Below are 24,452 nucleotides of genomic sequence, written 5' to 3'. Positions count from 1 at the left end.
TTTTGCCTCCCCGTCCAAATAAAAGGGCCTGCCCGGGAAGGCGGGCCAAGAGCAGGTGCTGGCTCTTTGGCGAGGCTTTCTCGGGCAGGCCCTGGATTAAGGCTTTCCTATTCACTTTCTTGTGCTTGAGCTGAAGGCTTGTCGCCGTTGCTGCCGGCCTTTTTCAAGAAGCGGACAGCCCAGTTGGTGTCGACCACCAGGTCCTCTTCCGGGTCTGTCGCCGCCAGGGCTTCAGCAAAGGATAGGCCAATGCTATCATAGAAGGACTGGGGGAAGTCCATTGAGGGGACTTCATCGTCATAGAAGAAGAGGAGTTGGGCCTCGTGCCGATCTGTTTTCGGGGCATAGCGGACCTGGCGCAGGCCGGTTAAGTTGGGCAGCTGGTCCTTGACCTCTTGAAGGGCAAGGACCTTGCCAATTTCCACCAGCCGGTCATCGTAGCCGGCATCCAGGAGGTGGATCTTTTCGGTGAGCTCATTGGGAGTGGTCACCACCCGGCGGATAACCCGGACCGGCTGGCCACTGTCTGCCACCTGGAGGGCCGCAAAGATTTCCTCCCCGAAGAGGGGACCGGTCCCGGTATAGCCCGGTACCAGCTGGATAATGGCCGTCCGCCGCCGGTCATAGTAGAGCAGGGGGGTGGCGGCGATAAAGTCCTTGTCACAGCTGGGACAGTGGGCCTTGAAAAAGCGGCCGGATAAAATCGCCTCTTTTAGAGCTTTATCCTCTTCTGCCTCGACCAGTTCCGGCCGTTCAAGGGTCATCTCCGCCCGGCAGAGGGGGCATTCGCCGCGGATGGTGCTTTCTGTCATCTCATTCACTCCATTTCCACCTGCGGCGGCCGGGGCTCAGTCCTGGCCAGGCACCACAGGTAATCGATCCAGGGCCTCCGCTAGTTCAGCGTCGGTCGGTAGGTAATCGGTCATTGTCTGATTAGTATAGGCGGCATAGGCGGTCATGTCAAAGTAGCCGGTGCCGGTCAGGCCAAAGAGGATGGTCTTGGCTTCGCCGCTTTCCTTACAGGCCAGGGCCTCATCAATGGCCCCCTTGATGGCATGGGCCGATTCAGGCGCCGGCAGGATGGTTTCCAGCCGGGCAAAGAGGACGGCTGCTTCGAAGATATCCGTCTGCTTGTAGCTCTTGGCCCGTAAAAAGCCGTCATCGTAGAGCTTGGAAACAATGGGGCTCATCCCATGAAAGCGGAGGCCGCCGGCGTGGCTGGCGGCCGGGATATAGCCGGCGCCCAGGGTGTACATTTTAGCCAGGGGGGTGATTTCCCCGGTATCACAGAAGTCATAAGCGTACTTGCCCCGGGTCATGGACGGGCAGCTGGCCGGTTCAACAGCCAGGATGTCTGGATTATATTTACCCTGGAGCTTGTCCCGCATAAACGGAGCAATAAGGCCGCCCAGGTTCGACCCGCCGCCGGCACAGCCGATGACGGTATCCGGGTAGTCGTCAATCTTGGCAAAGGCCTTTTCACATTCCAGGCCGATGATGGACTGGTGGAGGACCACCTGGTTCAAGACGGAGCCCAGAACATAGCGGCTGTTGTTGCTTGAGGTGGCCTCTTCGACGGCCTCGGCAATGGCGCAGCCAAGGCTGCCGGTCGTCCCCGGGTGGTCGGCCAGGATCTGCCGGCCGACAGCGGTGGTCTCACTGGGGCTGGGAATGACCCGGCTATTAAAGGTTTCCATGATGGCCTTGCGGAAGGGCTTTTGCTCGTAAGAGCACTTGACCATGTAGACGCTCAGGTCAATGCCAAAGTGGGCACAGGCTTCAGCCAGGGCAGTCCCCCATTGGCCGGCACCGGTTTCGGTGGTCAGGTGGCTGATGCCCTCTTCCTTGGCGTAATAAACCTGGGCCACAGCCGAGTTTAGCTTATGGCTGCCGCTGGTGTTATTCCCCTCGAACTTGTAGTAGATCTTGGCCGGAGTATCCAGGTACTTTTCCAGGCTATAGGCCCGGCAGAGGGGGCTGGGCCGGTACTTCTTGTAAAAATCCCGGATGGGCTCCGGGATGTCCACATAAGGGGTGTCATCATCCAGCTCCTGCCGGGCCAGAGCCTCACAGAAGATGGGCTTCAGGTCATCCAGGCTGACGGGCTGGCCGGTGGCCGGGTTTAAAAGCGGGGCCGGCTTGTCGGTCATATCCGCCCGGAGGTTGTAGTAGCGGGTCGGCATCTCATCTTCAGTCAGGTAAATACGGTTAGGGATTTTCGTCATTCTTCTCTCATCCTTTCAGTCTTTCGCCAAATTTGACATACAGCTTGGTCGACTGTGGGACAAGGTATAAAAAAACGCCCCTGTCCCAATACGGGACAGAGACGGACTCTGCGGTGCCACCCGGTTTGGCGCATAAAAACACGCCCACTCAGTCGTATACCAACATATACGCTTCTAGGATAACGGGTGAAGGTCCCGTCGGATAGTACTCGGCCAGGCCTTTCCCTCCGCCCTCATGCGTCCATTCACCATGCCGGCCACCATTCCGCTCTCACCATCCGGAACTCGCTGGGGGTTTTTCGCCATAGCTACTCTTCGCAATCAAAGGTTTCTGTATGTTGAAAGTATCTTAACAAGGCCCCTCATAAAAGTCAAGCCTTAAAAATAAAAATCTTCCGGCGGATCCTCCTCTACCTCCGGTTCTTCCTTCACCGGAAGCAGGGCCGGGCTAAAGGCCAGGCCGAGGGCGGTGCAAATCCAGTTGACCCAACCGGTCAAAATCAGAGTATTCATGGGCCAATCGCCCCGGCTGTAGATGTGCCAGCCGATGACCCCGGCATAGCCAACCAGGATGGCCAGGCCCAAAAGCCGCCAGACCCGCCGCCGGCCCTTGGCCAGCCGACAGCCCAGCCGGTCAGCTACCGTCAACCCCAAAAGGAGCCCCGTCCCCATATAGGCCCAGGGCAGGGCCAGCTGGAGGTAAAAGCCGTAGACCCCCCTTAATCCAAAGCGTAAAAAGGCCTCACTGAGCGTGGTTTGAACAAAAAAGACGAACAAGATATCCAGCAGGGTGATGATGACCAGGCCATCATGAAGCCGGCTAACCGGCCGCCACTTATTTCCCATAAGCCCCTCCTTTTCTACTACCCGTATTATAAGAAAAGAGGGCCGGAACCGTCAAATGGCATCAAAAAACCGCCCTGCAAGGCAGGACGGTTAGGATGCAAACTATTTAAGGGTAGCGGTAGCGCCAACTTCTTCAAGTTTAGCTTTAGCGGCTTCAGCGTCTTCTTTGGAAAGACCTTCTTTAACCATTTTTGGAGCGCCGTCAACCATTTCCTTGGCTTCTTTGAGGCCAAGGCCGGTGATTTCGCGAACGACTTTGATGACTTTGATCTTGGTAGCACCAACATCAGTCAGTTCGAGGTCGAATTCGGTTTTTTCTTCTTCAGCAGCGCCGCCGGCAGCAGCCCCACCGGCAACAGCAACCGGAGCAGCTGCAGTTACGCCAAATTCTTCTTCGAAGGTGGAAACGAGTTCGGATAATTGAACAACGGATAATTCTTTAACGAGATCAATGATCTGGGTGATTTTTTCAGACATGATGTGTCTCCTTTTCTTTTATGATATAGCCTTACGCGCTTGCGTTTTCTTCTTCGGCTTTTTTACGAACAGCATCGAGGGCATAGCAAACGTTTTGCAGGGGCCCCTTGAAGCAGGAAGCGACTTTGGACAAAAGTTCTTCCTTGGACGGCAGGCTACCCAGAACTTCAACTTTAGCTGCGTCGATGATTTCGCCTTCCAGGATACCGCCTTTGGCAACCATGATTTTATTGTCTTTGATGAATTTAGAAATGATGTTTGCCGGTTTTACAGCGTCTTCTGCTGAGAAGGCGACCGCAGAAACCCCGGTGAACATTTCTTCCATCCCGGTATAACCGGCCTCTTTAGCCGCACGGAGGAATAAGGTATTTTTAGCAACGATGTAGTCTACATTGTTTTCCCGCATGGCTTTACGGAGTTCGGTCGTTTGTTTTGCGTTTACACCGGTATAGTCAACGACAACAACACCTTGTGCTGCCGCGAATTTTTCTTGTAAATCGGTGACAATCTGTTTTTTGCTTTCAAAGGTTGACAACAGATTCACCTCCCTTTCATAATTTAGCGTTTATGTATCTGCCAAAAAGAAAAAGCCTCGTCTCGCGAGACAGAGGCCTAACATCCAAGTGGATGAACTGGCGCCTCGGCAGGATGATTAAGCTTTCGCCCCCGCTGTCTCCGGCAGATAACATATTTAATTCAAATTAAGCAATGTGGTTCGGGTTAATTTTTATCCCGGGCCCCATGCTGGTAGAAAGCGTTACGCTCTTAACATAGGTCCCTTTTTGAGATTCCGGTTTTGCTTTGATGATGGCAGCAGCCAGGGCATTGAAGTTTTCTTTCAGTGCATTTTCTTCAAAGCTGAGTTTACCAATCGGCGCGTGGATAATGCCGGCTTTTTCAGCCCGGTATTCAATCTTACCGGCCTTAACTTCTTTAACGGCATTTTCAACGTCCATGGTAACGGTGCCGGTTTTCGGGTTCGGCATTAAGCCTTTAGGCCCTAAAATCCGCCCGATTTTACCAACAGTACCCATCATGTCCGGGGTAGCAATAGCCACATCAAAGTCGGTCCAGCCGTCTTTGATTTTGTCTACCAGGTCTTCTGCACCGACATATTCTGCGCCGGCGGCTTCTGCGGCTTTGGCCTTATCGCCTTTAGCGAAGACCAAAACGGTCCGGCTAACACCGGTCCCGTGCGGGAGCACCATTGCGTTACGAATTTGTTGGTCAGCATGACGGGTATCAATGCCTAATTTGAAAGCAACTTCGACAGATTCGTCGAATTTTGCCTTGGCATATTGTTTGACGATCGCGAAGGCTTCGTCAACTTCATAGAGTTTGTTCCGGTCAACGAGTTTGGCATTCTCGTTATATCTTTTACCGTGTTTTGCCATAGTTGTTATCCTCCTTTGTGGTCCAACCGGCTCTCGCCTCCCACATGTCTCGCAGTTAGCCTTCTACTTCGATCCCCATGCTGCGGGCAGAGCCCTTGATCATGGACATGGCGGTTTCGATGGTAGCGGCGTTTAAGTCTTGCATTTTGGTTTCTGCGATTTCGCGTACTTGTGCCTCAGTGACTTTCCCGACTTTGTTTTTATTCGGTTCACCGGAAGCCCGTTCTAAGCCAGCTGCTTTCTTAAGCAGGACAGCTGCCGGCGGGGTTTTGGTGATGAAAGTGAAGGAATGGTCCTGATATACGGTGATTTCAACCGGAATCAGCATCCCCATTTGAGACTTGGTGCGTTCGTTAAAATCGTTGCAGAATTGCATCATGTTAACGCCGTGCTGACCCAGAGCAGGCCCTACCGGCGGTGCAGGATTTGCCTTCCCTGCTTCTACTTGCAATTTAATAAAGCCGATAACTTTCTTTGCCATACAAACACCTCCTTATTAAGGTTACTTTTTCACGTACACTTTATCAAAGTCCATTTCCATCTGGGTTTCACGTCCACCAAACAAGGCGGCGCTCACTTGAACTTTGCGGCGGTCCTGGTCAATGGCCGTAACCGTCCCGATAAAGTCGGCAAAGGCCGCATCGGTAAAGCCTACGGTATCGCCCACTTCGGCGTCGAGCTCTGCCGGCGGGGCTGTTTCGCCGTCTTCTGCGGCTTCCATAGCACGCAAGAGCGGCTCCACCTCGTATTCCTGCAGGGGAACGGGGCTGTTACCCGCGCCTACAAAGCCGGTTACGCCGGTGGTGTTGCGCACCACATACCATGATTCATCGGTTAAGACCATTTCCACGAAGACATAGCCGGGAAAAAGTTTCCGGACGACGGTGCGGTTGGCCCCGTTTTTCATCTCGGTGACTTCTTCTTCCGGTACAATACAACGTAGGATGTAGTCTTCCATGTTCATGGTTTTGGCACGAGTGAGAAGGGTGGTTTGGACCTTCTTCTCGTAGCCGCTATAGGTATGAATCGCGTACCATGCCTTGTTTTGATTGTCAGCCATGGTGAGGATTGGCCTCCTCTCTTACAATAACAAGCCTAAAGCAGCCGTAATGCCGGAGTCCACTACCCAAATTAATGTGGTGATAATGGCCACAGTGACCAAAACAACACCGGTATAGGTAATGGTTTCCTGACGGTTGGGCCAGTGAACTTTTTTCAGCTCACTGAAAGAAAGGCGGAAGTTCTTTTTCACCCGGGTGAAAAATCCCTCTTTCTTCTCGGTGCCTTTTTGTCTGCTCATTTAAATCATCCTTACCTAAGAGCGTTATTTGGTTTCTTTGTGCAATTGATGGGATTTGCAGAACGGGCAGTATTTTTTAACTTCCAGGCGCCCGGTAGTGTTCTTCTTATTTTTATTCGTTTGGTAATTCCGACGTTTGCACTCGGTGCATTCCAGGGTAATTCCGACGCGCATGTTTCCACCTCCTGTAGAGGAATTTCGGATTTTTGACAATATAAAAAGACGTGCCGTCAAAAGGCACTTATATAGTTTACCGAATGGCCCTGCACTTGTCAATGATTTTTCACTGGTTGGCGATATTTTTTCCCCCTTTGACCGGGCAGACCGCCGGCAAAAAAGACACCCTGCCTACCGGGCCGGCTAAAGGCCCGCTAGCGGGTGTCTTTTCATCTTATCCTATCAATAGGCGGTTAGCGTTTATTGCTCTTCCGCCAGATGTTCATTTTTTCCGCTTCCTTAATGAGGTCTTCGCGGAAGTCCGGGTGGGCAATGGAGATGAGGGCTTCAGCCCGCTGCCAGGTGCTCCGGGCCTTTAGGTTCACAATCCCGTACTCGGTGGCCACATAGTTCATCATGGACCGGGGGGTGGTGACGATGGTGTAGGGGTCAAAGGTCGGGCGAATCCGGCTTTTGACGGTACCATCCTTCATGGTCACTGTAGAGGATAGGGCCATGATGGCCTTGCCGCCCTTGGACCGGTAGGCGCCGAGCATGAAGTCGGCCTGGCCACCGGTGCCGGAAATTTGCTTGATGCCGGCGGCTTCAGAAGAGGCCTGGCCGTAGAGGTCCATTTCCAGGCAGTTGTTAATGGCGATGAAGTTATCAATAGAGCCGACCACGAAGGGGTCATTGGTATAATCGACCGGGTAGATGGCGCAGGCGGTGTTCTTATCTAAGAAGTCGTAACAGCGCTTGGTCCCCATGGCAAAGGTATAGACGTGCTTGCCCGGGTTGAGATTTTTCCTTTTTCCAGTGACCCGGCCGGACAGGACCATGTCGACCATGGAGTCGGTGAACATTTCACTGTGGATGCCCAGGTCCTTGAGGTCGGATTCGGAAATCATCTTCCCGATGGCATTGGGCATACCGCCTATCCCCAGCTGGATGCAGGCCCCGTCAAAGAGCTCGCCCATGACGTATTCGGCAACTTTTTTATCAATATCCCCAAAGCCGGCCGGGGGCACTTCATCTAAGGGGCGGTCGTTTTCAACGATAATATCGACATCAGAGATGTGGACACTCTCCTCATAGCCGCCATAGCAGACAGGCATGGAGGCGTTGACTTCAACGACAACGGTATCAGCGGCTTCAACCATGGCATGGAAGTGAGAGGCTTCCGGGCCAAAGTTAAAGTTGCCGGCGGCATCCATGGGGGCAACCGGGATAAAGACCACATTGCTCTTGACATCGCCATGGTCTAACTCCTGGCGGTAGTAGCGGGGGTACTCGTGGAAGAGCATGGGAATAAAGAAGGCCTGGGCCTTTTGCCCGAGCTTCCGTTCAATGCCGCTGAAGTGGAAGCTGGAGTAGTTAAAGTGCTTGCCTTCCGGGTCCGCTTCGATGATTTTCGGGGGCATGGTGGTGCAGCAACCGCGAATTTTCACATCTTCCAGCTCATCAGCCCGGGCTGCCAGGGCGGCGTCCAGGGCATAGGCCTGGCCGGCAAAGGCCCCATACTCAACCCAATCACCACTTTTTACGACTTTGACCGCTTCTTCCGGACTGGTCAGTTTTTGCTGATAAAGTTCTTGATAGGTCATAGGATCCTCCTTGGGTAAAGGTAGTAACGATTAACATTCATTATCTCTAGTATAAGTCCTAGCCGGGCAAATGAAAAGAGATTTTGTGAATATTGGCACGTTTTATCTGTCCATTCGCCCTTTTATCTTTATTTATTATAACAAGAGGCGGCGGTTGGCACAATGTTCAGACAGTTTCGTTGACTAAAAACCGCCTGCCAGCCCTGGGGCCGCCAGACGGTCATCACTATGCATCCGTCAAAAAAGACAGGTCCAGGTCATCCGGCAGGGGGGCATAGGTCAGGTCGCCCCAGGCTAGGCGGGCATCGCCGCCGGTAAGGCCTAAAAGCCAGGCCGTCGCTGCTTCTTCCAGCTTTTCCGGTACATAAAAATGATAATGGACCGCTGCATCAAAGGTCTTTTCCACCGGCCAATGGTGGTCATTGAATTGGTAAGTCAGCCGGCCCTCATGGGGGTAGGGGACCGTCAGGATGACAGCCTTTTGCCGGACCATGCTGGTCGGCCCGCCGGCCTGGACGGCTTCGGCAGCGGCCCGGGTATAAGCCCGGATGAGGCCGCCGGCCCCCAGCTTGACCCCGCCAAAGTAGCGGACCGTGGCCACGACCACATCGGATAGGCCTTCCTTTTTCAGGACTTCCAGAGTCGGGACCCCGGCTGTGCCCTGGGGCTCGCCATCATCAGAGGCCCGCATTTGCAGGCCCCCGGGGCCAATGATCCAGGCCCAAACCACATGGGTGGCTGTGGGGTGGTCACTGCGGACCTCGGCCAAAAAGGCCTGGGCCTCTTCTTCCGAGGTCACCTGCCGGGCCAGGCCGATAAAGCGGGACCGGTCGATTTCCAGGTCAATATCGCCGGGCCGGACCAGGCTCCGAAAGGACTCCGGTGCCCGCTTATCATAGGGATCCATTAGGCCTCTTCCAGGTAGTAGATGACATAGGCCCGTTGGGGGTCCTTATTGACAAGCTCCATGTATTCCGGAGACAGGGAGACTTCCCCGATGAGGTTAAAGGGGGAATCGAAGTCAAAGTCCTCTTCCTCGCTGCACTTGCAAATATCCATCTTGGCCTGGGCATCGTGTTCAGGCTGAACGCCCAGGGCCTCGTATTCTTTCTTAGCCTCTTCCTGGCTGTCAGCAAAAACCACCCGGGTTCCGGTTGTATGGGTCATAATCGTCCTCCTTAAAATAGGTCTTTTGCATCATTGGCTTTGTTGCCATTATAGCATATTGGCCGGGGCTTGGTTAGCCCCCGGGCAGAACTTGCCCAAAAGTAAAGCGCTCGGCCAGGGCCGAACGCTTTACACTGTTTTTATAACAACCAGGGGTCATCTTCCGGATCAATATAATCCGGGCCATTGGTATCAATTTCGTGGTCTTCTGTCGGTTTACCCTTGGTTGGTTGGTCCAGCTCCGGATGGGCGTGGTTGGCCGCATCGTTGCCTTCCCGAGAGTCGCGGGCCGGCAGGTTGAGGTCCACATCGGCCAGGTCAATGCCCAGGGCATCGGCAACCCCTTGGCCATAGGCCGGGTCAGCCTGGTAGCAGTAGTTGATCCAGCGGTGCTTGATTTGCAGGGTAGAGTCGCCCATGTTCCGGGCGGTGTTTTCAAAGAGAACCTGCTGCTGGTCCGGGGTCATGGCCCGGAAGAGCATACCCGGTTGGGTGAAGTAGTCGCTGTCATCCTCCCGGAAGTCATAATGGCCAATGGCCCCGTCGGCTTCCTGCAAGGGGGGAATGAGGTCCGGATGGTCGGTGAACTGGCCGTAACTATTGGGCTCGACGTGGAGCTCGCTGCCCAGGTTCCCATCTACCCGCATCTGCCCATCCCGGTGGTAGCTGTGGGGGTTTTTAACACCCTTGGGCTGGTTGACCGGAATCTGGTGGTGGTTGACCCCCAGGCGGTAGCGCTGGGCATCGCCATAGGAGAAGAGCCGGGCCTGGAGCATCTTATCCGGAGAGAAACTGATGCCCGGGACCACGTTGGCCGGGGTAAAGGCGGCCTGCTCAACGTCGGCAAAGTAGTTTTCCGGGTTCCGGTTGAGTTCGAACTCGCCGACCGGGATCAGTGGGAAGTCCTTCTTATACCACACCTTGGTCAGGTCAAAGGGGTTGTAGGGCATTTTCTTGGCCTGGTCCTCGGTCATGACCTGGATGTACATCTTCCACTTGGGGTACATCCCCTTTTCAATAGCGGTGTAGAGGTCCCGCTGGCTGCTTTCCCGGTCCTGACCGACAACCTTTTCGGCTTCCTGGTCGGTGAGGTTTTTAATCCCCTGCTGGGACCGGAAGTGGAATTTCACCCATACCCGGGTGCCTTCCTTATTGATCAGGCTGTAGGTGTGGCTGGAAAAGCCGTGCATAAAGCGGAAGGAAAGGGGGATGCCCCGGTCGCCCATAATGATGGTGACCTGGTGGAGGGATTCCGGCAGGGAGCTCCAGAAGTCCCAGTTGGTATTGGGAGACCGTAAGTTGGTCCGGGGGTCCCGCTTAACGGCGTGGTTCAGTTCCGGGAATTTGAGGGGGTCCCGGAAGAAGAAGACCGGGGTATTGTTCCCGACCATGTCCCAGTTGCCTTCGTCTGTGTAAAACTTCAGGGCAAAGCCACGGATATCCCGTTCAGCATCAGCTGCCCCGCGCTCGCCGGCAACGGTTGAAAACCGGGCAAACATCTCGGTCTTTTTACCGATTTCGGAAAAAATAGAGGCGCAGGTGTACTGGGTGATATCGTGGGTTACGGTAAAGGTCCCAAAGGCACCTGATCCCTTGGCGTGCATCCGTCGTTCGGGGATGACCTCCCGGTCAAAGTGGGCCAGTTTTTCCATGAGCCAAACATCCTGTAAGACCATGGGGCCCCGGGGGCCTACAGTCATGACGTCTTTATTGGTGGCAACCGGCGCACCGGCAGCCGTCTTTAGAGAGGGGTCATCACCAACGCAATTATTACGACTTGGTAAATCTTCACCTAAACCGTTTTTATCCATAGGGTTGTCCATTATATGCTCCTTTCCGCCGATAATTCAGCGTGGTCCTTGAGTAATCTCGTCCCTTACTAGATACCCCGATGTATAGGCCGGCAAACGGCAGGGCCGGTCTTTGTTTCAATTGTCTCATAAGACCACCCGGACAAAAAGACCCGGCGCCAGGGCACCGAGTCTTGGTCATTTGTATCTAGCGGGGGGTATTGCACCAGTCCAGGATAAAGGCGGCCATAATCTTGGTAAAGCGGACCAGCTCCGCCTTATCGGCCGATTCATTTTGAGAATGGGCCTCTTCCAGGTCACCGGGGCCAAAGCAGACCGCCGGAATCTTAAAGGGGGTGAACCAGCCGGCATCGGTGACGGTCTGGGACATGGTCACCTTGGGAGCTGCCTGGCAGACGGCCTCATAGGCCCCAACCAGTTGCTTGAAGGCCGGGTGGTCCCGGTCCAGGTCCAGGGAGGGGAAAATCTCTCCCTTATCCTCTACCATGGACCGGCCGCCCCAGCTGATGGTCGGCGGATGGGCCCGGAGCCAGGGGTCAGCTGCGGCAATGGCGGCGATATGGGCATCGATTTCAGCGGTAATGGCCCGGACATCCTCATCCGGGTAGAAGTGGACGGTGATCCAGAGCTTGCACTCGTCAGCGATAAAGGCCGGGTTGGTCCCCCCTTCGATATAGGCCGGGTTAATGGTATTGGTCCCCGGGGTAAAGCCCGGATACTGCCGGGTGACAGCCCAGTAGCGTTCCAACTCTTGCAGGCCCTGGATAATAGGGACCATCTTCTCAATGGCGCTAAAGCCCTCCAGGCCCCCACCGGCATGGATCAGGCTGCAGCGGTTGCCGTCATGGAAGGTCTTATTGCCCCGGACGGTAATCCAGCCGGTGATGACCCCGCCCTGGCCCTGCATTTCCAGGGCCGAGGTGTCGTTGACGATGGCGTAGTCAGCGGTATAGCCCTTTTCCAGCATTTCCCGGGTCCCGGCCTCACCGGATTCCTCACCGACAGCGGCCTGGAAAATCAAATCACCCTTGAGGTCGATCCCTTCATCATGGAGGACTTTCAGTAAAAAGAGGTCGGCGGCAATGCCCCCCTTCATGTCCGAAGTCCCCCGACCATAGAGGCGGCCGTCGGCCTCTGTAAGGACAAAGGGCGGGTAGGTCCAGTTGGCCGGGTCGCCGACCGGGGCCACGTCCACATGGCCGTTCAGGATCAGGTCATGGTGGCTGGCCGAGGCCCGGCCCTTTTTCCGGGCCACCAGGAGCCGGTCTTTTTGGTAAAAGGGCCACATATCTACCGTAAAACCGATGGCCTCCAGGTAGTCCCTGATAAAGGTCTGGATGGCCTCAGTATTCCGGGCCGGCGGGCTCACCGTCTCAAAGCGGATGAGCCGGTCTAAAAGCTGTAAAAGTTCATCCTGACGGTCGTCAATGGCCGCCCATAAGCCTGTTTTATCCATAAAGAACCTTCTTTCCGGCATGACGCCACACAATAAAAAAAGCACCCAACCGTCGGTCGAATGCTGGTAACCATCTATCTCCCCAACCGGCATTATCCGGCTTGGGTTAATCGGTCGCGGTCCTACCGCCTCTCAGCCTATAGCTCCCGAACTAAGCCCAGTATAGCTTTTATCAGCAGGCCTGGCAAGGGCATTATCAGTGGCCCGGGGCAAAGGAAATGGTCTTGGTCTCGCTATCAATGGCTGCAATCCGCACCACCGAATAGACATCCACCCCGGCCACCTCCAGCCGGCCCCGACCGGCCTGGAAGCTTTTTTCCACACAGATGCCCACCCCGGCAACGGCCGCCCCGGCCTGGCCGACCAGGTCAATGAGGCCCATGGCCGCATCGCCATTGGCCAGGAAGTCATCAATAATCAGAACCCGGTCATCCGGGCTCAGGTACTGCTTGGATACGGTCACCCGGTAGTTGGTGTTTTTGGTATAGGAATGGACCTCTACCTGGTAGACCCCATCCCCGGTCAGGGTAGAAGGCAGAGCCTTTTTGGCAAAGAGCATGGGCACATCAAAGTGGGCCGCCACCATAATGGCCGGAGCAATCCCCGAGGCCTCAATGGTCAGGACCTTAGTCACCCCATGGTCCTTAAAATAAGTGTAAAGCTCTTCTTCAATGGCCTTCATGACCGTCGGGTCAATTTGCTGGTTGAGAAAACTATCGATTTTCAAAACGTTATTCGGCAGTATCTGACCTTCCTTGATGATTTTATCCTTTAAGTAAGACATCCTCGCTCCCCCTTGTCCCTGAATGCGTGTCCTCATCCACTCACCAATAATAAAAGCGTCATCAAACCGGCCGGTTCTGATGACGCCAGGTCCCCTTTGGGGTCTTATAAAGGTCTGAGAGACAGAAAAAGAATGTTTTTTCGGTCGTCTCCTTAGGTTATCTTATCATAGCACTGGCCGGCAGACTTGTCCAGCCCGGAGAGGTCACGTCCAAGCCGCCCATGCCCAGGGCTGTCTTAACCCCCATCCCACTCCATTCGCCCAGGGCAAAGAGAAGGGCCAAAAACCGCTGTAGGGGGGCGCCGGCCCGGAGGATCAGCTGGACCTCGCCCAGGCTACCGGGAATATGGCTGCCCTTGATGGGTACCGCAGTGGTCCGCAGGCGGAGCCGGGCCGGCCAGACCCTGTCATCGGCTATGGCCCGGTAGGTCTCCATCCGGTCGCTGTCGGCTTCCAGGACTGCCCCCCAGCGGTTGACCAGGGACTGGACCATCAGGTCCGGCTGGGGCAGGGGGTCGAAGTGGCCCCGGCGCTTAAAGGCCAGGGGCGACCGGAGGACCAGGTTCAGCCGGTCCGGCGGGTCCTGGTCCGCCAGGTGGTGGCGGAGGAGACTTTCCAAGGGCAGGGCCTCATGGGCCCGGCCTTCTAGGGTAAAGACCCGCCCGGCCACGGTCAGGCGGTCCAGGCCGGCCAGGCGGTCGGCCAGGTCGGCCTCAGCGGCCGCCAGTCGGTCAGACCCGGCCAGGTCCCCCCAGAGGGCTACCCGCCAGTAAAAGGTCCCATCGGCCCAATAGAGGTGCTGGCTGACCCGGGGATGGCGGGCTTCATGCCAGCTCCTGGCCAGAGGATCGCCGGCCAGGGCGTTCAGGGCCCCGTAGAGCTGGTAGCCAAAGCCTTTGGGCAGGTCTCTTGCTGCCAGGGCATAGGTAAACCGTTGCATAGGGCCTCCTTTAATAGTGAATGGTGATCCGGCACTTGCCCCAGTCGTAGGACAGGCCTTCTGCCAGGATGGTCGGCCGCATATAGGGGGCCACCGCCCGACCAAGGGCCGGGTCGTAGGTCGGCTCAGCCGCCAAGAGGGCATTGGTCAGGTCCCGGGCTTCCTTATCATCAAAAAGGGCATAGACCAGGCTTTTATTCACAAAGCCGGCGCCGCCGCCCAGGTAAAGGTAAAGGTCTCGGAGGTCCACCGGGGCCCGGTCGGGGGTCGGGATTTTCTCCCAGAAGACCCGCTCCTGCATGAGCTGGGCCAGCTGGAGGGCCTCATTGAGGACAGTAAGCATCAGGCCGCCCCGGTTCATCAGAGGAATGTCAATCCGCAGGGTAAAGCGGATCCGGGTACCCGGCGGCAGGACTTCGTAGGTATCCGGGTCATCCAGGACCCCCTCCCGGTGGACCAGGCGCCGGCGAACGGCCACCGTATCCCCGGCCCCCAGGGGGTCACTATCCGATACGGAAAAGGCCCGCATCAGGTCATTCAAGCTGGAGGCACGCTCAGCGGTATGGAGGTGGAGCTTGTGCAAAATGTCCACCTGGAGGGCCTGCATCCCGGCCGAAAAGGCCGACCGGTCCCCATCGGTGTGGGCCTGCCGGAGCCGGTTGCGCCAGCCTTCCTTATCCACTTCGGGCATTTCATTGAGGAAGTAGACCAGGAGGACCTGGCGCAAGGCCCCCTTGAGGGTTGTGCCCGGCACATAGGGCCGGCCGGCCGGGTTGCGTAAAAAGGGATGGACCCGGCGGACGGCCGCATCTCCATCAACCGGCAGGACCCGCTTGGTCAGGTCAGCTGCCGGCCCCAGGGCCGGGTGGTCGGCTAAGAAGGCCTCTGCGGACCCACCGGCGGCCAGGTGCCCCTGCCAGGCCTCGAGGAGGCCGGTGGCCAGGAGCCGCCGGCCTAAGAGGGTTTCATCGACCAGGGCCAGACCGTCGGGGCGGCGCAGCCAGTGGCGCCGGTCCAAGGGGCGGTCACCAGCAATATAAAGGGGGCCACCGGTTTCCAAAAAGAGTTCATGGACTTCTAAAAAGCCCAGCCGTTTCATCCTTTCCATGGCCTCACCTCCCCAGCATGGCGCCAAGGGGCCGGCCATGCCAATTGCCAATCGTATAAGCCGGTCCGGTCGCCACCCGGGACCCGGCCTGCCAGTAAAGGCGGGGACCATCTGGATGGTGCCGGGTCCCCCGCCAGAGGGGACGGACCGACAAGCCGGCCTCAGCAGGCAAGTCGGCCCCGATGACCGTACTGAGCAGGCGGCCTGCCCCCTCTACCGGGGTCAGGGCCAGGGCCAGGGCCCTTTCAGCCGCTGACCCGGCCAGGTCCAGGGGCCGGAGGGGGCTGGGGTTAAACTGGCCCCAGCCCAGACTCCGCCGGGCGCCAATCCCGGCCAGGCTGAGCCGGAACCAGGCGTCATCCCAGGCCCGCACCTGGTCGTCAGCCAGGTCCATCAGGATATAGAGGCCAGCCTCAGCCGGCGCCTGACAATAAGCCACCGGCCGGCCCTGGAGAAAGCGGACCCCCTGCCAACCGGTCAGGGCCGCCGGCTGGCCATCAGGCCTTTCATACAGGCCCGGCCCGTCCGGCAGACCCGGCAGGTAAAAGCCGGTCTGGTCAAAGGGGAGGGCATCGGACAGCCGGACCCCCTCAAGGGGCAGGTCCGTCCCCACCACCGAGGCCAGGGCCTGCAAGAGGCTATCTGCCCCAATGGCCGGCTCAGCCCGGCCCGGATCCCAGGCCCAGGTCCGCCAGGGGCCGGAGAAGGTCCACTTAGAGATTAAGGGCGTCATCGCGGAACACCTCGTTATTCAAGAAGGCCAGGTCACGGTCATCAAAGGCATCCCCATAGCCCAGGCGGACCTTCATATCCCGGAAGGCCACCCGGCCACTGCCCCGGCTCCCATGGCCACCTAGGCTATCCATGGTCAGGAGCTCCATGGCCCCGGCCAGGTTTTGCAGGTCTGCCCCGGCTTCTGCCGCCTCGCCGGCGGTATAAATAATCCGCAGGGCAAAGCGGCTGCCGGGCACTACCCGCTCCAGGCTCCGGACCTGGGCCTCGGCTGTGGCCCGGTCAATGGCCACCTCCTGCTTGATTTCCGTTGCTAAAAAGTCCCCGGGACTGGCGAGGAGGGGGGCATCGCAAACAATGAGCCGGCCCGGTCGGGCTGCCTGCCCCTCAATGGCCGGGGCCCCAAAGAGGCGGATGACCTCTTCCGCATCGTGACCGGGATCGTTGACAACCCAGCGCTGGGCCAGGGCCCGGGCCAGGAGGGTCCGCCACTTGCCCTTAAGACTGGACCCGGGCACATAGGGCCGGCCCTGGTGGTCCCGGACCACCGGCAGGTCAGCGGCAGTCGGCCCCAAAGAGGGCCCGGCCCCGATATGTAAGCCGGTGAGGGCCTCTAATTCCCCTTCAATAATTAATTTTCCATACATAGGATTACCTCCCTCCGGTCATCTGCCCGGCTACCGCATGGTGCCAGGCCAGTAAGTGTTCCCCATAAGCAGCCAGCTGGCGGCGTTTTTCCCCATCCCCGGCCGCCTCAGCCAGGGCCCGGACCAGGCCGGCCCGGTCAATGAGCTGGCCCAGGTCACCGGTCTGGTCCGGATAGGTCAGGGCCAGGGCCAGCCGGGCCTCATAAGGAACCAGGCCCGCCTCATCAGCAAAGCGGACCGCCTGGGTCCACTGCATCCAAGCCGCCCGGAAGGGGCGGATGTCCGCCTCCGTTGGCAATTCGCCGGCCTGGGCCAGGTCAAAAACCACCTGCCGGGCCGCCTCTTGTAGGTCATCTATTTGGTCAAATACAGCCATTATCTTTTACCTCCCACTAGGGCCAGGGCCAACTGGGTCAGGGTTAGGTTGCCCTGATCCAGGGCCCGGCTGTACAGGTGCCGGGCAGTTGCCGCCCCCACCGGTGTTTTTTCCATAAAAAGGGCCAGGTCCGCTAGGCCGGGCCGGCCTTGGTTGCGGTCCAGCCAGCCGGCAAAGGGCTGGAGGAAAGCCTTCCCCTCCTTGGCCAGGGCCCGGGCATCTGCCAGGACCCCTGCCCCTTCTCCAAAGGAAAGCCCCCGGCCAAAAAGACAGAGATCATGCCCGGCCAGGTCGCTAAAGGCCCCGGGCCAGCGATTCAGGCTAAAGCGGTTCCCGGCGGCCACTGCCCGGGCCAGGGCCGGCAGGGCCGCTTCAGGGGCCAGCTCTGCCCGGCTATAGACCAACCCCTCCCCGGCATAGGGGCCGGCCCCGGCCAAGAGGTCCGCCTGCCGGGCCGGGCTTGTCACCGTTAGGGTATAGAGGGGACCAGGCCCGGCCTCGCCACGGGGCGGCTGGTCAAGACAAGCCGCTTCGTCACCGGTCAGGCCCCGGGGAAGGGCAAAGGCCCTGGCCATCTCCGCCAGGAGGCTGGCCTTATCCGCCCCCTGGGCATAGCGGAGGACCCCTGCCCCACCGCTGGCTTCAGCCAGGGCCCGTTGGGCCGCCCGGTCTTCCTCAACCGGCCCGGGGACCACCATCACCACCAGCCCCCGCTCCTGCCGGCAGATTCGGCCGGCCGGCAACACCGCCGGCGGCAGGGCCGGCAAGTCCTTCCGGGGCACATCTTCTGTCGGCAAAAGGGCCATTGCCAACCATGTCTCAGCCATCAAGCCACCTCTTTCTTATCTGTCATCTGGCTGCTTGTCAGCAGCCCCTTTTGTGCTACAATAAACGAAACCAATGATTAAGGAGGACTTCCCATGAACTTTATCCACAGCGATGCCGCCCCGGCGGCCCTCGGCCCCTACTCCCAGGCTGTCCAAGTCGGTCACCTGGTCTTCGTCAGCGGCCAATTGCCCCTCAAAGACGGCCAGCTCATCGATGACCCCGCCCAGGCAACCACCGCCGCCCTGGACAACCTCTTAGCCATTGTCCAAGCCGCCGGCGGCCAAAAGACATCCTTCGCCAAGGTCAATATCTTTGTCCGGAACATGGACGACTTTGACACCATCAATACCGCCTATGCCGCCTTCTTCGGCGACCATAAGCCGGCCCGGGCCTGCGTCCAAGTGGCCCGCCTGCCCAAGGATGCCGTCCTGGAAATCGAAGTCATCGCCGACCTCTCTTAAGCTAAGTATACCCGAATATAAAAGGATAGCAAAAAACAGGTGCCTTCATTGCGCACCTGTTTTTTTATACCCGCTTCTAGCTTAAGAAGCCTTCGATAATCCGGGCTTCCGCTTCTTCTTCGGTCAGGCCCAGGGTCTGCAACTTGATAATCTGCTCGCCGGCAATCTTCCCAATGGCCGCCTCGTGGATCAGCATGGCATCCCCATTATTGGCCCGGAGCTCCGGCAGGGCGTCTACCTTGCCATTGCCCACGATGATGGCATCGCATTCCGAATGGCCGGTAGATGGCGCATTGCCCACAATGACCGAATGGTATTCCTGGTGGCTGTCATCCTTGGCCACCGACCGGCTGACCAGGTCCACCCCGCAGCCATCGCCGTTTAATTCCACATAAAAATCGGTGCTGGCCTTGCTATCCGCCTCAGTCAGGATATTTTCCTTAATCACCAGCCGGGCCCCGGCTTCCAACTTAGCAGAAGTCTTCCGGTGGGTATGGGCAATCCCTTCCAACTGGGAGGTGTCCATCTCCAGGTAGGCCCCTTCCGCCAGCTCACACTGGGTTTCCGGGTCAATGATCCGCCGGGCCGCCTCTACCGAGGCATCCCCGCTGCCATAGTGTTTTTCCAGGTAGAGGGCCTTGCTGTTCTTCTCCATAAAAAACCGGTGGATCCCATTGTGCCGGCTTTCCCCGTCACCATCCGTATGGACCCCACAGCCGGCCACGATGGTCACATCAGCCCCTTCGCCAATGTAAAAGTCATTGTAGACCAGGTCATCCACATCATTTTTGGTGATGCAGGCCGGAATATAGCAGGATTCGCCCTTGGTCCCGGCCTTGACAATAATGTCCAGGCCGCTGCCCCCGGACTTGGGCCGGATTTCAATATTTTCCGTTGACCGCCGGCCGGCACATTGAGAGTCCTGGCGGATATTGTAGGCAGCCCCTTCCGGGAAGGCCTGCCAGTCAGATACGATATTTAATAAATCTTTGGTAATCGGGTTAACCGGTTGAAAACTCATTGTACTTCTTCTCCTTCATGATTGACCAGGCATGTTTCACTGCAGGACTGGCACTCCGGCCCATGAGCCAGGCGGGGGAGGATTTCTGCCGTCGGCCCGAAAGCCGCCAGCTCCCCTTTGACAATGACCGCAATCCGGTCTGCAATTTCCAGAATCCGCTCCTGGTGGGAGATAATCACCGTTGACTGGCGGCGGTTTTCCCGTAAATCGTTAAAGACATCAATCAAGCTGTTAAAGCTCCATAAGTCGATGCCCGCCTCCGGCTCGTCAAAGACAAAGAGCTTGGCATCCCGGGCCATGACCCCGGCAATCTCAATCCGCTTGATTTCCCCGCCGGATAGCTTGGTATCCACACTCCGGTCTACATATTCCTTGGCCTGGAGGCCCACCCGACGTAAGAGGTCTGCCAGCTCTTCCTCGCTCAACTCGCGGCCCGCAGACAAGTTCAAGAGGTCCCGGGTCCGCAAGCCCTTAAAGCGGACCGGCTGCTGGAAGGCATAGGCAATCCCCGTCCGTGCCCGGTCAGTAATATTTAAGTCACTAATGTCTTCCCCATCTAAAATAATCCGGCCAGCAGTTGCCTCGGCAACCCCGGCAATCACCTTGGCCAGAGAGGTCTTCCCACCTCCGTTTGGCCCGGTCACCACCACCGTTTCGCCGGTTTTGATGGTTAAGTTAATATTTTTTAAGATGTCCGCCTTACCCGGCACCCCAAAGCCAATATTTTGCAGTTCTAGCATAATTAATCCTCCGTCACTCCATATACATGACAACCTGATCGTCTTGTCTATCCTATAGAATATCATGTTTTCAGATTTTTCATAGACTCAGAAAGATAGTCATAATATTACAGCAATCCGAGAAAATCCGCCCTTAAATTGACAGACAATTTTCCCTCAGAGGCCTAAAGCGTCCAAGGTCTTCTCCAGTGGACCAAAGTCAAAAAAGCCAGCCGTCCGCACCAGCTCCCGCCCGTCCTGCAAAAGCAGGAGGGTCGGAAAAGAAAAGACCCCAAAAGTCCCCCGCAGCTGGGGCACCGCCGCCAAGTCCACCTCCATAAGCCGCAGGTCCCGGTCCGCCAAAACCCGCTCCGTCTTCATCCGCATCCCGTTACAGAGGCCACAGTCCTCCCCCGCAAAGAAGAGCAGGACCGTCCCCTCCAGGTAGTCCTCACTAAAAGCCACCGTCTCCACCTAAACCCCTCCTCTAGTAAAAAACGCCGACCTAGCCGTCGGCACCTGTCCGCCGGCTAATGGCGCCAAGCAAAAACTCATTTTAAATTTTGTATTATTTGCGAAAAATCAAATTTGACTCATTTTAATAAATGGGTAACAATTATGTAAAACATTTAAACATTAGGAGAATATTATCATGAAAAATCGTCTAGTACCATTACTTATTCTACTCGTAGCCATCCTCACATTTGGAGGTTGCGCATCCTCGGATACACCCAGTGGTGCCCTTGAACTCTTTATTAAAAGTGCTCAAAGTGAAGATGAAGAAACATTTTTAGAAGTAACCAAGAACGGTGACCAGTTTTTCAAGGAAAGAGATCAACTCATCGCCGGTTTAAACTATGATGAGGACTCCAGCAAAAAAATCAAAAAAATCATCTCCGATGTTTCCTTTGAGACAGTAAATGAAAAAGAGAACGATAAAACAGCTACGCTTGATGTGAAAATCAAGAACAAGAACCTAGCGGAAAAGTTACGCAATGATACATTCAAAGGAATCATAGCCTATAAGAATGAATTCAAACCCTTGAAAAACGACTTCAAGAATATAAACGACCTCGAAAAGAAGGTAAAGGTCTACCTTATCAAAAAAGATGATAAGTGGTGTGTAGACTTATCAAATGAGAAGAATGCTGATTTACTGAATGCTTTAGTTGGCAACTTAATTAAGGCAAGCAACGACTTTTTCGAAATTGAAAAAGTCACAACAAAGAATAAGGAGATTACTTTCCCGGAAAATCATATTAAATTTCTGGATGGCAACAAACAAATTTTGGTCAATGCCAATCCAAAACTAGAAAATGGCAACCTTGTCCCTTATTATAATCCTCTGAGAGACAAAAATTTCATTCCCGGCTGGGATGCCAGCAAGAATACGCTGACAGCAGTTAAATCCAATAAAGTTTTATCCGTTCCCTTTGGTGAATACAAGCTTGCGACTCATAAAATATACTGGCCCAATATTAAAAAACAATCTCTAAATAGCTACACCCGGGAAAATATCGGTGTTTCCGATAAGAGCTGGTGTGATATTGAGATAATGAACACAACCAGTAAAAAAGGTATCATGGCGAACCCTTTGATGTGCCGAGAAAATAATTACTTTATGTCTTGCGGTTTATCTGTCATTGGCGCCGGAGAAAATATCGAACAGCCCATCGTTTTATATATCGATGGAGAAGAAATAGGGAAAACACAGCGTAAAGGGGAATCTGCATTTGATGCCTTCCCTGAAATGGAAAGAGATTTCTACACCGGTGATGTCGTTGAAGTGATGACCCTTTCGGATGCTCAAGCCAAAAAGCTGCAGTCTATAGGCCATCATTTAGCTGAAATTATTCAAGTCAATGGTGAAAACCAAGTCGTATATTATCAAACCATCCCCTATGAAGTGAAAGATTATTAAAATATAATTTTTTTCCTGCCTATTTACAGGCTTCCTATTAAGATAGCTACCTTAATGGGAAGCCTCTTTATTTTTTCTAAGCTAGGCATTAAAGCAAGCTTACTTCTAATTAATCTTTTATCAAAGAATGACCTCTAGTAAAAAACGCCGACTCAGCAGTCGGCGTGATCCGTCTATTAAAAGGTTTACCCAAAATACCGGTTCACTAGGGGGTGGAAGCGGTTGGGATTGGATTGGTACCTCCACCTGCCTGCGGCCTATCAGCCGGCCGGCACTTTCTTGGCTAAGAAGCTCAGCTGGTCCTTGTAGTCCAGTTCGTAGTCGCAGCTGAAGCCGATGGGGGTCAGGAGGGCGGTGAGGGTTTGAGGGTCGTAGACTTCAAAGCCCAGCATGTCGGCCCATTTTTTGATGGTTTCGCTATCCCGGTGGGCGGCTTCATTGCAGATTAAAAATTGGCCGCCATCGACCAGGACCCGGTGGACTTCTTCAAAGCAGGCGGCGATGTCCTCCCAAAAGTAGATGGTTTCAAAGGCGGTGACAATATCGATAGAGGCATCGGCAAAGGGGAGCCGGCGGACGTTGCCTTCTATGATTTGGCATCGGCCTGCCCGGATGGCCTTTTGGTTAAGTTGCCTGGAGGCGGCGACGCTGGTCGGGGAGTAGTCCAGGCCATAGACCCGGCGGGCCCGGGTCAGGAAGTATTGGACATTCCGGCCGCCGCCACAGCCCAGGTCCAGGAGGGCATAGTCCGGGCGGATGTCTAAAAAGGACCGCCCCCACCGGGCCAGGCTTTCGTGGTGCCAGTTCATCCGGCGGACCATCAGCTGGCCCCCTAGGCCGGTGGGTTTGATGACATTGGCAAAAAATCGTTTGAACATACAGGCCTCCTATGTCAGTTAAATTGCTCATGGCTAACTCTTTTTCCCGCATTATACCACAAGGGGGCCCGCTGTGGCGAAAAAAGTCGAGTCCTCCCGGTTTGTCGACTGCCTAAGTTGATGTGCCGCTTCAGCTCAGAAGGCCCTCTGCCCGCCTTGGCTCTTTCATCAATTTGCAAAAATAGCTGGGTTTATAAACAGGTAAAAGATAAAATAAGAAATATGATTAGAAGATTTTTTAAGTATAAATTGATATAATAAAACCATCAGTTGCCTTATGGTTGGCACTTGATTTTATTACAAGCACCCTAACCGCTTTTAAGATAAGGGGTCAAACTTATCATCAATTACCAATAACACAAAATATAATAATAAACGCCTTTATACATGATGTGATTGTATTCTTGATTAGTATTCCAGTGTTTAAAGGTAGAATGACATTCATACATGGAGAGACTTATGAGTAAAGATATGGATAAAAATAAAGACGTAAATCATGATAAAAAAGAACTTCAAATTAGATCATCTGCTGCTGAATACTTGACTTTTATTGCAGCTAACGGTGATGATCAAGAAGCTATCGAAATTAGATATGAAGATGAAAATATTTGGCTAACTCAAAAGATGATGGCAGCTCTTTATGATGTTAGTGTCGCCACAATAAATGAACATCTTAAAAAAATCTATGCCGATAGTGAATTACAAGAAGAAGCAACTATTAGGAATTTCCTAATAGTTCAAAAAGAAGGTTCTAGAAATGTTTCAAGGGAGACAAAACACTATAACCTACAAGCAATTATTGCAGTAGGTTTTAAAGTAAATAACGAACGTGCCATCCAATTTAGAAAGTGGGCAAACCAAATTGTAAAAGATTTTACAATTAAAGGTTGGGCAATGGATGATGAAAGACTCAAAAATTCTGGCACAAAACTTACCAAGGATTATTTCGAAAAATTACTTGTAAAAATTCGTGAAATTAGATTATCTGAGAGACGATTCTATCAAAAAATCACAGATATTTATGCCACATCTTTAGACTATGATCCATCTGCAAAAGCAACAAAAAGGTTTTTTGCAGCTATTCAAAATAAATTGCACTATGCCATTCATGGAAAAACTGCAGCTGAATTAATTGTAGATAAAGCCAATCACAAGACTAAAAATATGGGACTTACTACTTGGGAAGGCTCTCCAGATTCAAAAATTCATAAATATGATGTAGTTGTTGCAAAGAATTATCTAAACGAAGAAGAATTAAATCAAATGCAAAGAATTGTTTCATCATATTTGGACATGGCAGAACTACAAGCAGAAAGACATATCCCGATGACAATGGCAGATTGGGAAAAAAGATTGAATGGATTTTTACAATTATGGGATAAAGAAATCTTAAACGATGCAGGAAAAGTATCTGCAGCTCTTGCTAAAAAACACGCAGAGAGTGAGTTTGAAAAATATAGAATAATACAAGATAGACTCTACAAAAGTGATTTTGATAAATTCTTGGAACTAGAAGATGATACTAAAAATTAGAAGAATATACATATTTGGCGATGAAAAATCAACAATGGCGAGATTAATCTCGCCATTGTTTTTATTTT

At 54.5% G+C, this 24,452-nt stretch carries 29 protein-coding genes and 2 other annotated features; of the genes, 3 read left to right on the top strand and 26 right to left on the bottom strand.

The window, feature by feature from the left end; all coding sequences use genetic code 11:
* Window positions 1-107 precede the first annotated feature (107 nt).
* The 22 genes from ACKQTC_RS00740 to ACKQTC_RS00635 form a co-directional block, all read right to left on the bottom strand.
* Window positions 108-812 (bottom strand): CpXC domain-containing protein, encoded by a 705-nt coding sequence (locus ACKQTC_RS00740; protein ID WP_408976650.1) that lies wholly within the window; start codon window positions 810-812, stop codon window positions 108-110.
* Window positions 813-848: 36 nt separating this feature from the next.
* Window positions 849-2,225: a TrpB-like pyridoxal phosphate-dependent enzyme gene (locus tag ACKQTC_RS00735; protein ID WP_408976530.1), complete on the bottom strand. Its 1,377-nt coding sequence runs from the start codon at window positions 2,223-2,225 to the stop codon at window positions 849-851.
* A gap of 88 nt (window positions 2,226-2,313) precedes the next feature.
* Window positions 2,314-2,559 (bottom strand) — a binding site (T-box leader).
* A 44-nt stretch (window positions 2,560-2,603) separates the two neighbouring features.
* Complete coding sequence (locus ACKQTC_RS00730; RefSeq protein WP_408976529.1) at window positions 2,604-3,071, bottom strand: hypothetical protein; 468 nt, start codon at window positions 3,069-3,071, stop codon at window positions 2,604-2,606.
* A gap of 102 nt (window positions 3,072-3,173) precedes the next feature.
* On the bottom strand, window positions 3,174-3,548 hold the full coding sequence (gene rplL / locus ACKQTC_RS00725; RefSeq protein ID WP_408976528.1) for a 50S ribosomal protein L7/L12: 375 nt from the start codon (window positions 3,546-3,548) through the stop codon (window positions 3,174-3,176).
* 31 nt (window positions 3,549-3,579) lie between these two features.
* Window positions 3,580-4,083, bottom strand: coding sequence for a 50S ribosomal protein L10 (rplJ, locus tag ACKQTC_RS00720; RefSeq protein WP_408976527.1), 504 nt, complete (start codon window positions 4,081-4,083; stop codon window positions 3,580-3,582).
* Between the two features lie 39 nt (window positions 4,084-4,122).
* Window positions 4,123-4,245: a sequence feature (ribosomal protein L10 leader region), on the bottom strand.
* 4 nt (window positions 4,246-4,249) lie between these two features.
* Window positions 4,250-4,942, bottom strand: coding sequence for a 50S ribosomal protein L1 (rplA, locus tag ACKQTC_RS00715; RefSeq protein ID WP_408976526.1), 693 nt, complete (start codon window positions 4,940-4,942; stop codon window positions 4,250-4,252).
* Between the two features lie 55 nt (window positions 4,943-4,997).
* A complete protein-coding gene (gene rplK / locus ACKQTC_RS00710) occupies window positions 4,998-5,423 on the bottom strand; it encodes a 50S ribosomal protein L11 (protein ID WP_091791118.1) in 426 nt (141 codons plus the stop codon).
* Between the two features lie 21 nt (window positions 5,424-5,444).
* Entirely contained in the window at window positions 5,445-6,002 is a 558-nt protein-coding gene (gene nusG, locus ACKQTC_RS00705; RefSeq protein ID WP_408976525.1) for a transcription termination/antitermination protein NusG, read from the bottom strand.
* Between the two features lie 21 nt (window positions 6,003-6,023).
* A complete protein-coding gene (gene secE / locus ACKQTC_RS00700; RefSeq protein ID WP_408976524.1) occupies window positions 6,024-6,242 on the bottom strand; it encodes a preprotein translocase subunit SecE in 219 nt (72 codons plus the stop codon).
* Window positions 6,243-6,266: 24 nt separating this feature from the next.
* Entirely contained in the window at window positions 6,267-6,416 is a 150-nt protein-coding gene (rpmG, locus tag ACKQTC_RS00695; protein WP_408976523.1) for a 50S ribosomal protein L33, read from the bottom strand.
* A 236-nt stretch (window positions 6,417-6,652) separates the two neighbouring features.
* On the bottom strand, window positions 6,653-8,002 hold the full coding sequence (locus ACKQTC_RS00690) for an acetyl-CoA hydrolase/transferase family protein (protein WP_408976522.1): 1,350 nt from the start codon (window positions 8,000-8,002) through the stop codon (window positions 6,653-6,655).
* A 226-nt stretch (window positions 8,003-8,228) separates the two neighbouring features.
* Window positions 8,229-8,909: an IMPACT family protein gene (locus ACKQTC_RS00685; protein ID WP_408976521.1), complete on the bottom strand. Its 681-nt coding sequence runs from the start codon at window positions 8,907-8,909 to the stop codon at window positions 8,229-8,231.
* Entirely contained in the window at window positions 8,909-9,169 is a 261-nt protein-coding gene (locus tag ACKQTC_RS00680) for a hypothetical protein (RefSeq protein ID WP_408976520.1), read from the bottom strand. Before ACKQTC_RS00680 ends, ACKQTC_RS00685 begins: the two co-directional genes overlap by 1 nt.
* 140 nt (window positions 9,170-9,309) lie before the next feature.
* On the bottom strand, window positions 9,310-10,992 hold the full coding sequence (locus ACKQTC_RS00675; RefSeq protein ID WP_458295177.1) for a catalase: 1,683 nt from the start codon (window positions 10,990-10,992) through the stop codon (window positions 9,310-9,312).
* Between the two features lie 175 nt (window positions 10,993-11,167).
* On the bottom strand, window positions 11,168-12,436 hold the full coding sequence (locus tag ACKQTC_RS00670; protein WP_408976519.1) for an acetylornithine deacetylase: 1,269 nt from the start codon (window positions 12,434-12,436) through the stop codon (window positions 11,168-11,170).
* A gap of 196 nt (window positions 12,437-12,632) precedes the next feature.
* A complete protein-coding gene (locus tag ACKQTC_RS00665; RefSeq protein ID WP_408976518.1) occupies window positions 12,633-13,220 on the bottom strand; it encodes a xanthine phosphoribosyltransferase in 588 nt (195 codons plus the stop codon).
* 157 nt (window positions 13,221-13,377) lie between these two features.
* A complete protein-coding gene (cas6, locus tag ACKQTC_RS00660) occupies window positions 13,378-14,160 on the bottom strand; it encodes a CRISPR system precrRNA processing endoribonuclease RAMP protein Cas6 (protein WP_408976517.1) in 783 nt (260 codons plus the stop codon).
* 10 nt (window positions 14,161-14,170) lie between these two features.
* Window positions 14,171-15,268, bottom strand: a complete 1,098-nt coding sequence (gene csm5, locus ACKQTC_RS00655; protein ID WP_408976516.1) for a type III-A CRISPR-associated RAMP protein Csm5 — start codon at window positions 15,266-15,268, stop codon at window positions 14,171-14,173.
* 4 nt (window positions 15,269-15,272) lie between these two features.
* A complete protein-coding gene (locus ACKQTC_RS00650; RefSeq protein WP_408976515.1) occupies window positions 15,273-16,001 on the bottom strand; it encodes a hypothetical protein in 729 nt (242 codons plus the stop codon).
* On the bottom strand, window positions 15,982-16,647 hold the full coding sequence (csm3, locus tag ACKQTC_RS00645) for a type III-A CRISPR-associated RAMP protein Csm3 (RefSeq protein WP_408976514.1): 666 nt from the start codon (window positions 16,645-16,647) through the stop codon (window positions 15,982-15,984). The genes ACKQTC_RS00650 and csm3 overlap by 20 nt, the downstream gene beginning before the upstream one ends.
* A 4-nt stretch (window positions 16,648-16,651) precedes the next feature.
* Window positions 16,652-17,023, bottom strand: coding sequence for a hypothetical protein (locus ACKQTC_RS00640; protein ID WP_408976513.1), 372 nt, complete (start codon window positions 17,021-17,023; stop codon window positions 16,652-16,654).
* The gene (locus ACKQTC_RS00635) at window positions 17,023-17,850 is read right to left on the bottom strand and encodes a hypothetical protein (protein ID WP_408976512.1); all 828 of its coding nucleotides are present in this window, start codon (window positions 17,848-17,850) and stop codon (window positions 17,023-17,025) included. The genes ACKQTC_RS00640 and ACKQTC_RS00635 overlap by 1 nt, the downstream gene beginning before the upstream one ends.
* Window positions 17,851-17,943: 93 nt before the next feature.
* On the opposite strand from ACKQTC_RS00635, the gene ACKQTC_RS00630 reads away from it, so the two are divergent.
* A complete protein-coding gene (locus ACKQTC_RS00630; RefSeq protein WP_408976511.1) occupies window positions 17,944-18,312 on the top strand; it encodes a RidA family protein in 369 nt (122 codons plus the stop codon).
* 76 nt (window positions 18,313-18,388) lie between these two features.
* Here ACKQTC_RS00630 and ACKQTC_RS00625 read toward each other — a convergent pair whose 3' ends face one another.
* The 3 genes from ACKQTC_RS00625 to ACKQTC_RS00615 all read right to left on the bottom strand — a co-directional run bounded on the left by ACKQTC_RS00625 (window position 18,389) and on the right by ACKQTC_RS00615 (window position 20,526).
* Window positions 18,389-19,333, bottom strand: coding sequence for a SufB/SufD family protein (locus ACKQTC_RS00625; protein WP_408976510.1), 945 nt, complete (start codon window positions 19,331-19,333; stop codon window positions 18,389-18,391).
* Window positions 19,330-20,073 carry an ABC transporter ATP-binding protein gene (locus tag ACKQTC_RS00620; RefSeq protein ID WP_408976509.1) on the bottom strand — a complete coding sequence of 248 codons (744 nt, stop codon included), beginning with the start codon at window positions 20,071-20,073 and terminating at the stop codon, window positions 19,330-19,332. The genes ACKQTC_RS00625 and ACKQTC_RS00620 overlap by 4 nt, the downstream gene beginning before the upstream one ends.
* 156 nt (window positions 20,074-20,229) lie before the next feature.
* Window positions 20,230-20,526 carry a thioredoxin family protein gene (locus ACKQTC_RS00615; protein WP_408976508.1) on the bottom strand — a complete coding sequence of 99 codons (297 nt, stop codon included), beginning with the start codon at window positions 20,524-20,526 and terminating at the stop codon, window positions 20,230-20,232.
* Between the two features lie 178 nt (window positions 20,527-20,704).
* Between ACKQTC_RS00615 and ACKQTC_RS00610 the strand changes: the two genes are divergently transcribed.
* Entirely contained in the window at window positions 20,705-21,973 is a 1,269-nt protein-coding gene (locus tag ACKQTC_RS00610) for a hypothetical protein (RefSeq protein WP_408976507.1), read from the top strand.
* A 260-nt stretch (window positions 21,974-22,233) separates the two neighbouring features.
* Here ACKQTC_RS00610 and ACKQTC_RS00605 read toward each other — a convergent pair whose 3' ends face one another.
* Window positions 22,234-22,851, bottom strand: a complete 618-nt coding sequence (locus ACKQTC_RS00605) for a class I SAM-dependent methyltransferase (protein WP_408976506.1) — start codon at window positions 22,849-22,851, stop codon at window positions 22,234-22,236.
* 459 nt (window positions 22,852-23,310) lie between these two features.
* Between ACKQTC_RS00605 and ACKQTC_RS00595 the strand changes: the two genes are divergently transcribed.
* Window positions 23,311-24,384 carry a virulence RhuM family protein gene (locus tag ACKQTC_RS00595; protein ID WP_408976505.1) on the top strand — a complete coding sequence of 358 codons (1,074 nt, stop codon included), beginning with the start codon at window positions 23,311-23,313 and terminating at the stop codon, window positions 24,382-24,384.
* Window positions 24,385-24,452: the final 68 nt, after the last annotated feature.

Source organism: Peptococcus simiae, from assembly GCF_046097595.1.
Lineage (GTDB): Bacteria > Bacillota > Peptococcia > Peptococcales > Peptococcaceae > Peptococcus > Peptococcus simiae.
This window is presented reverse-complemented; position numbering and strand designations above follow the sequence as displayed.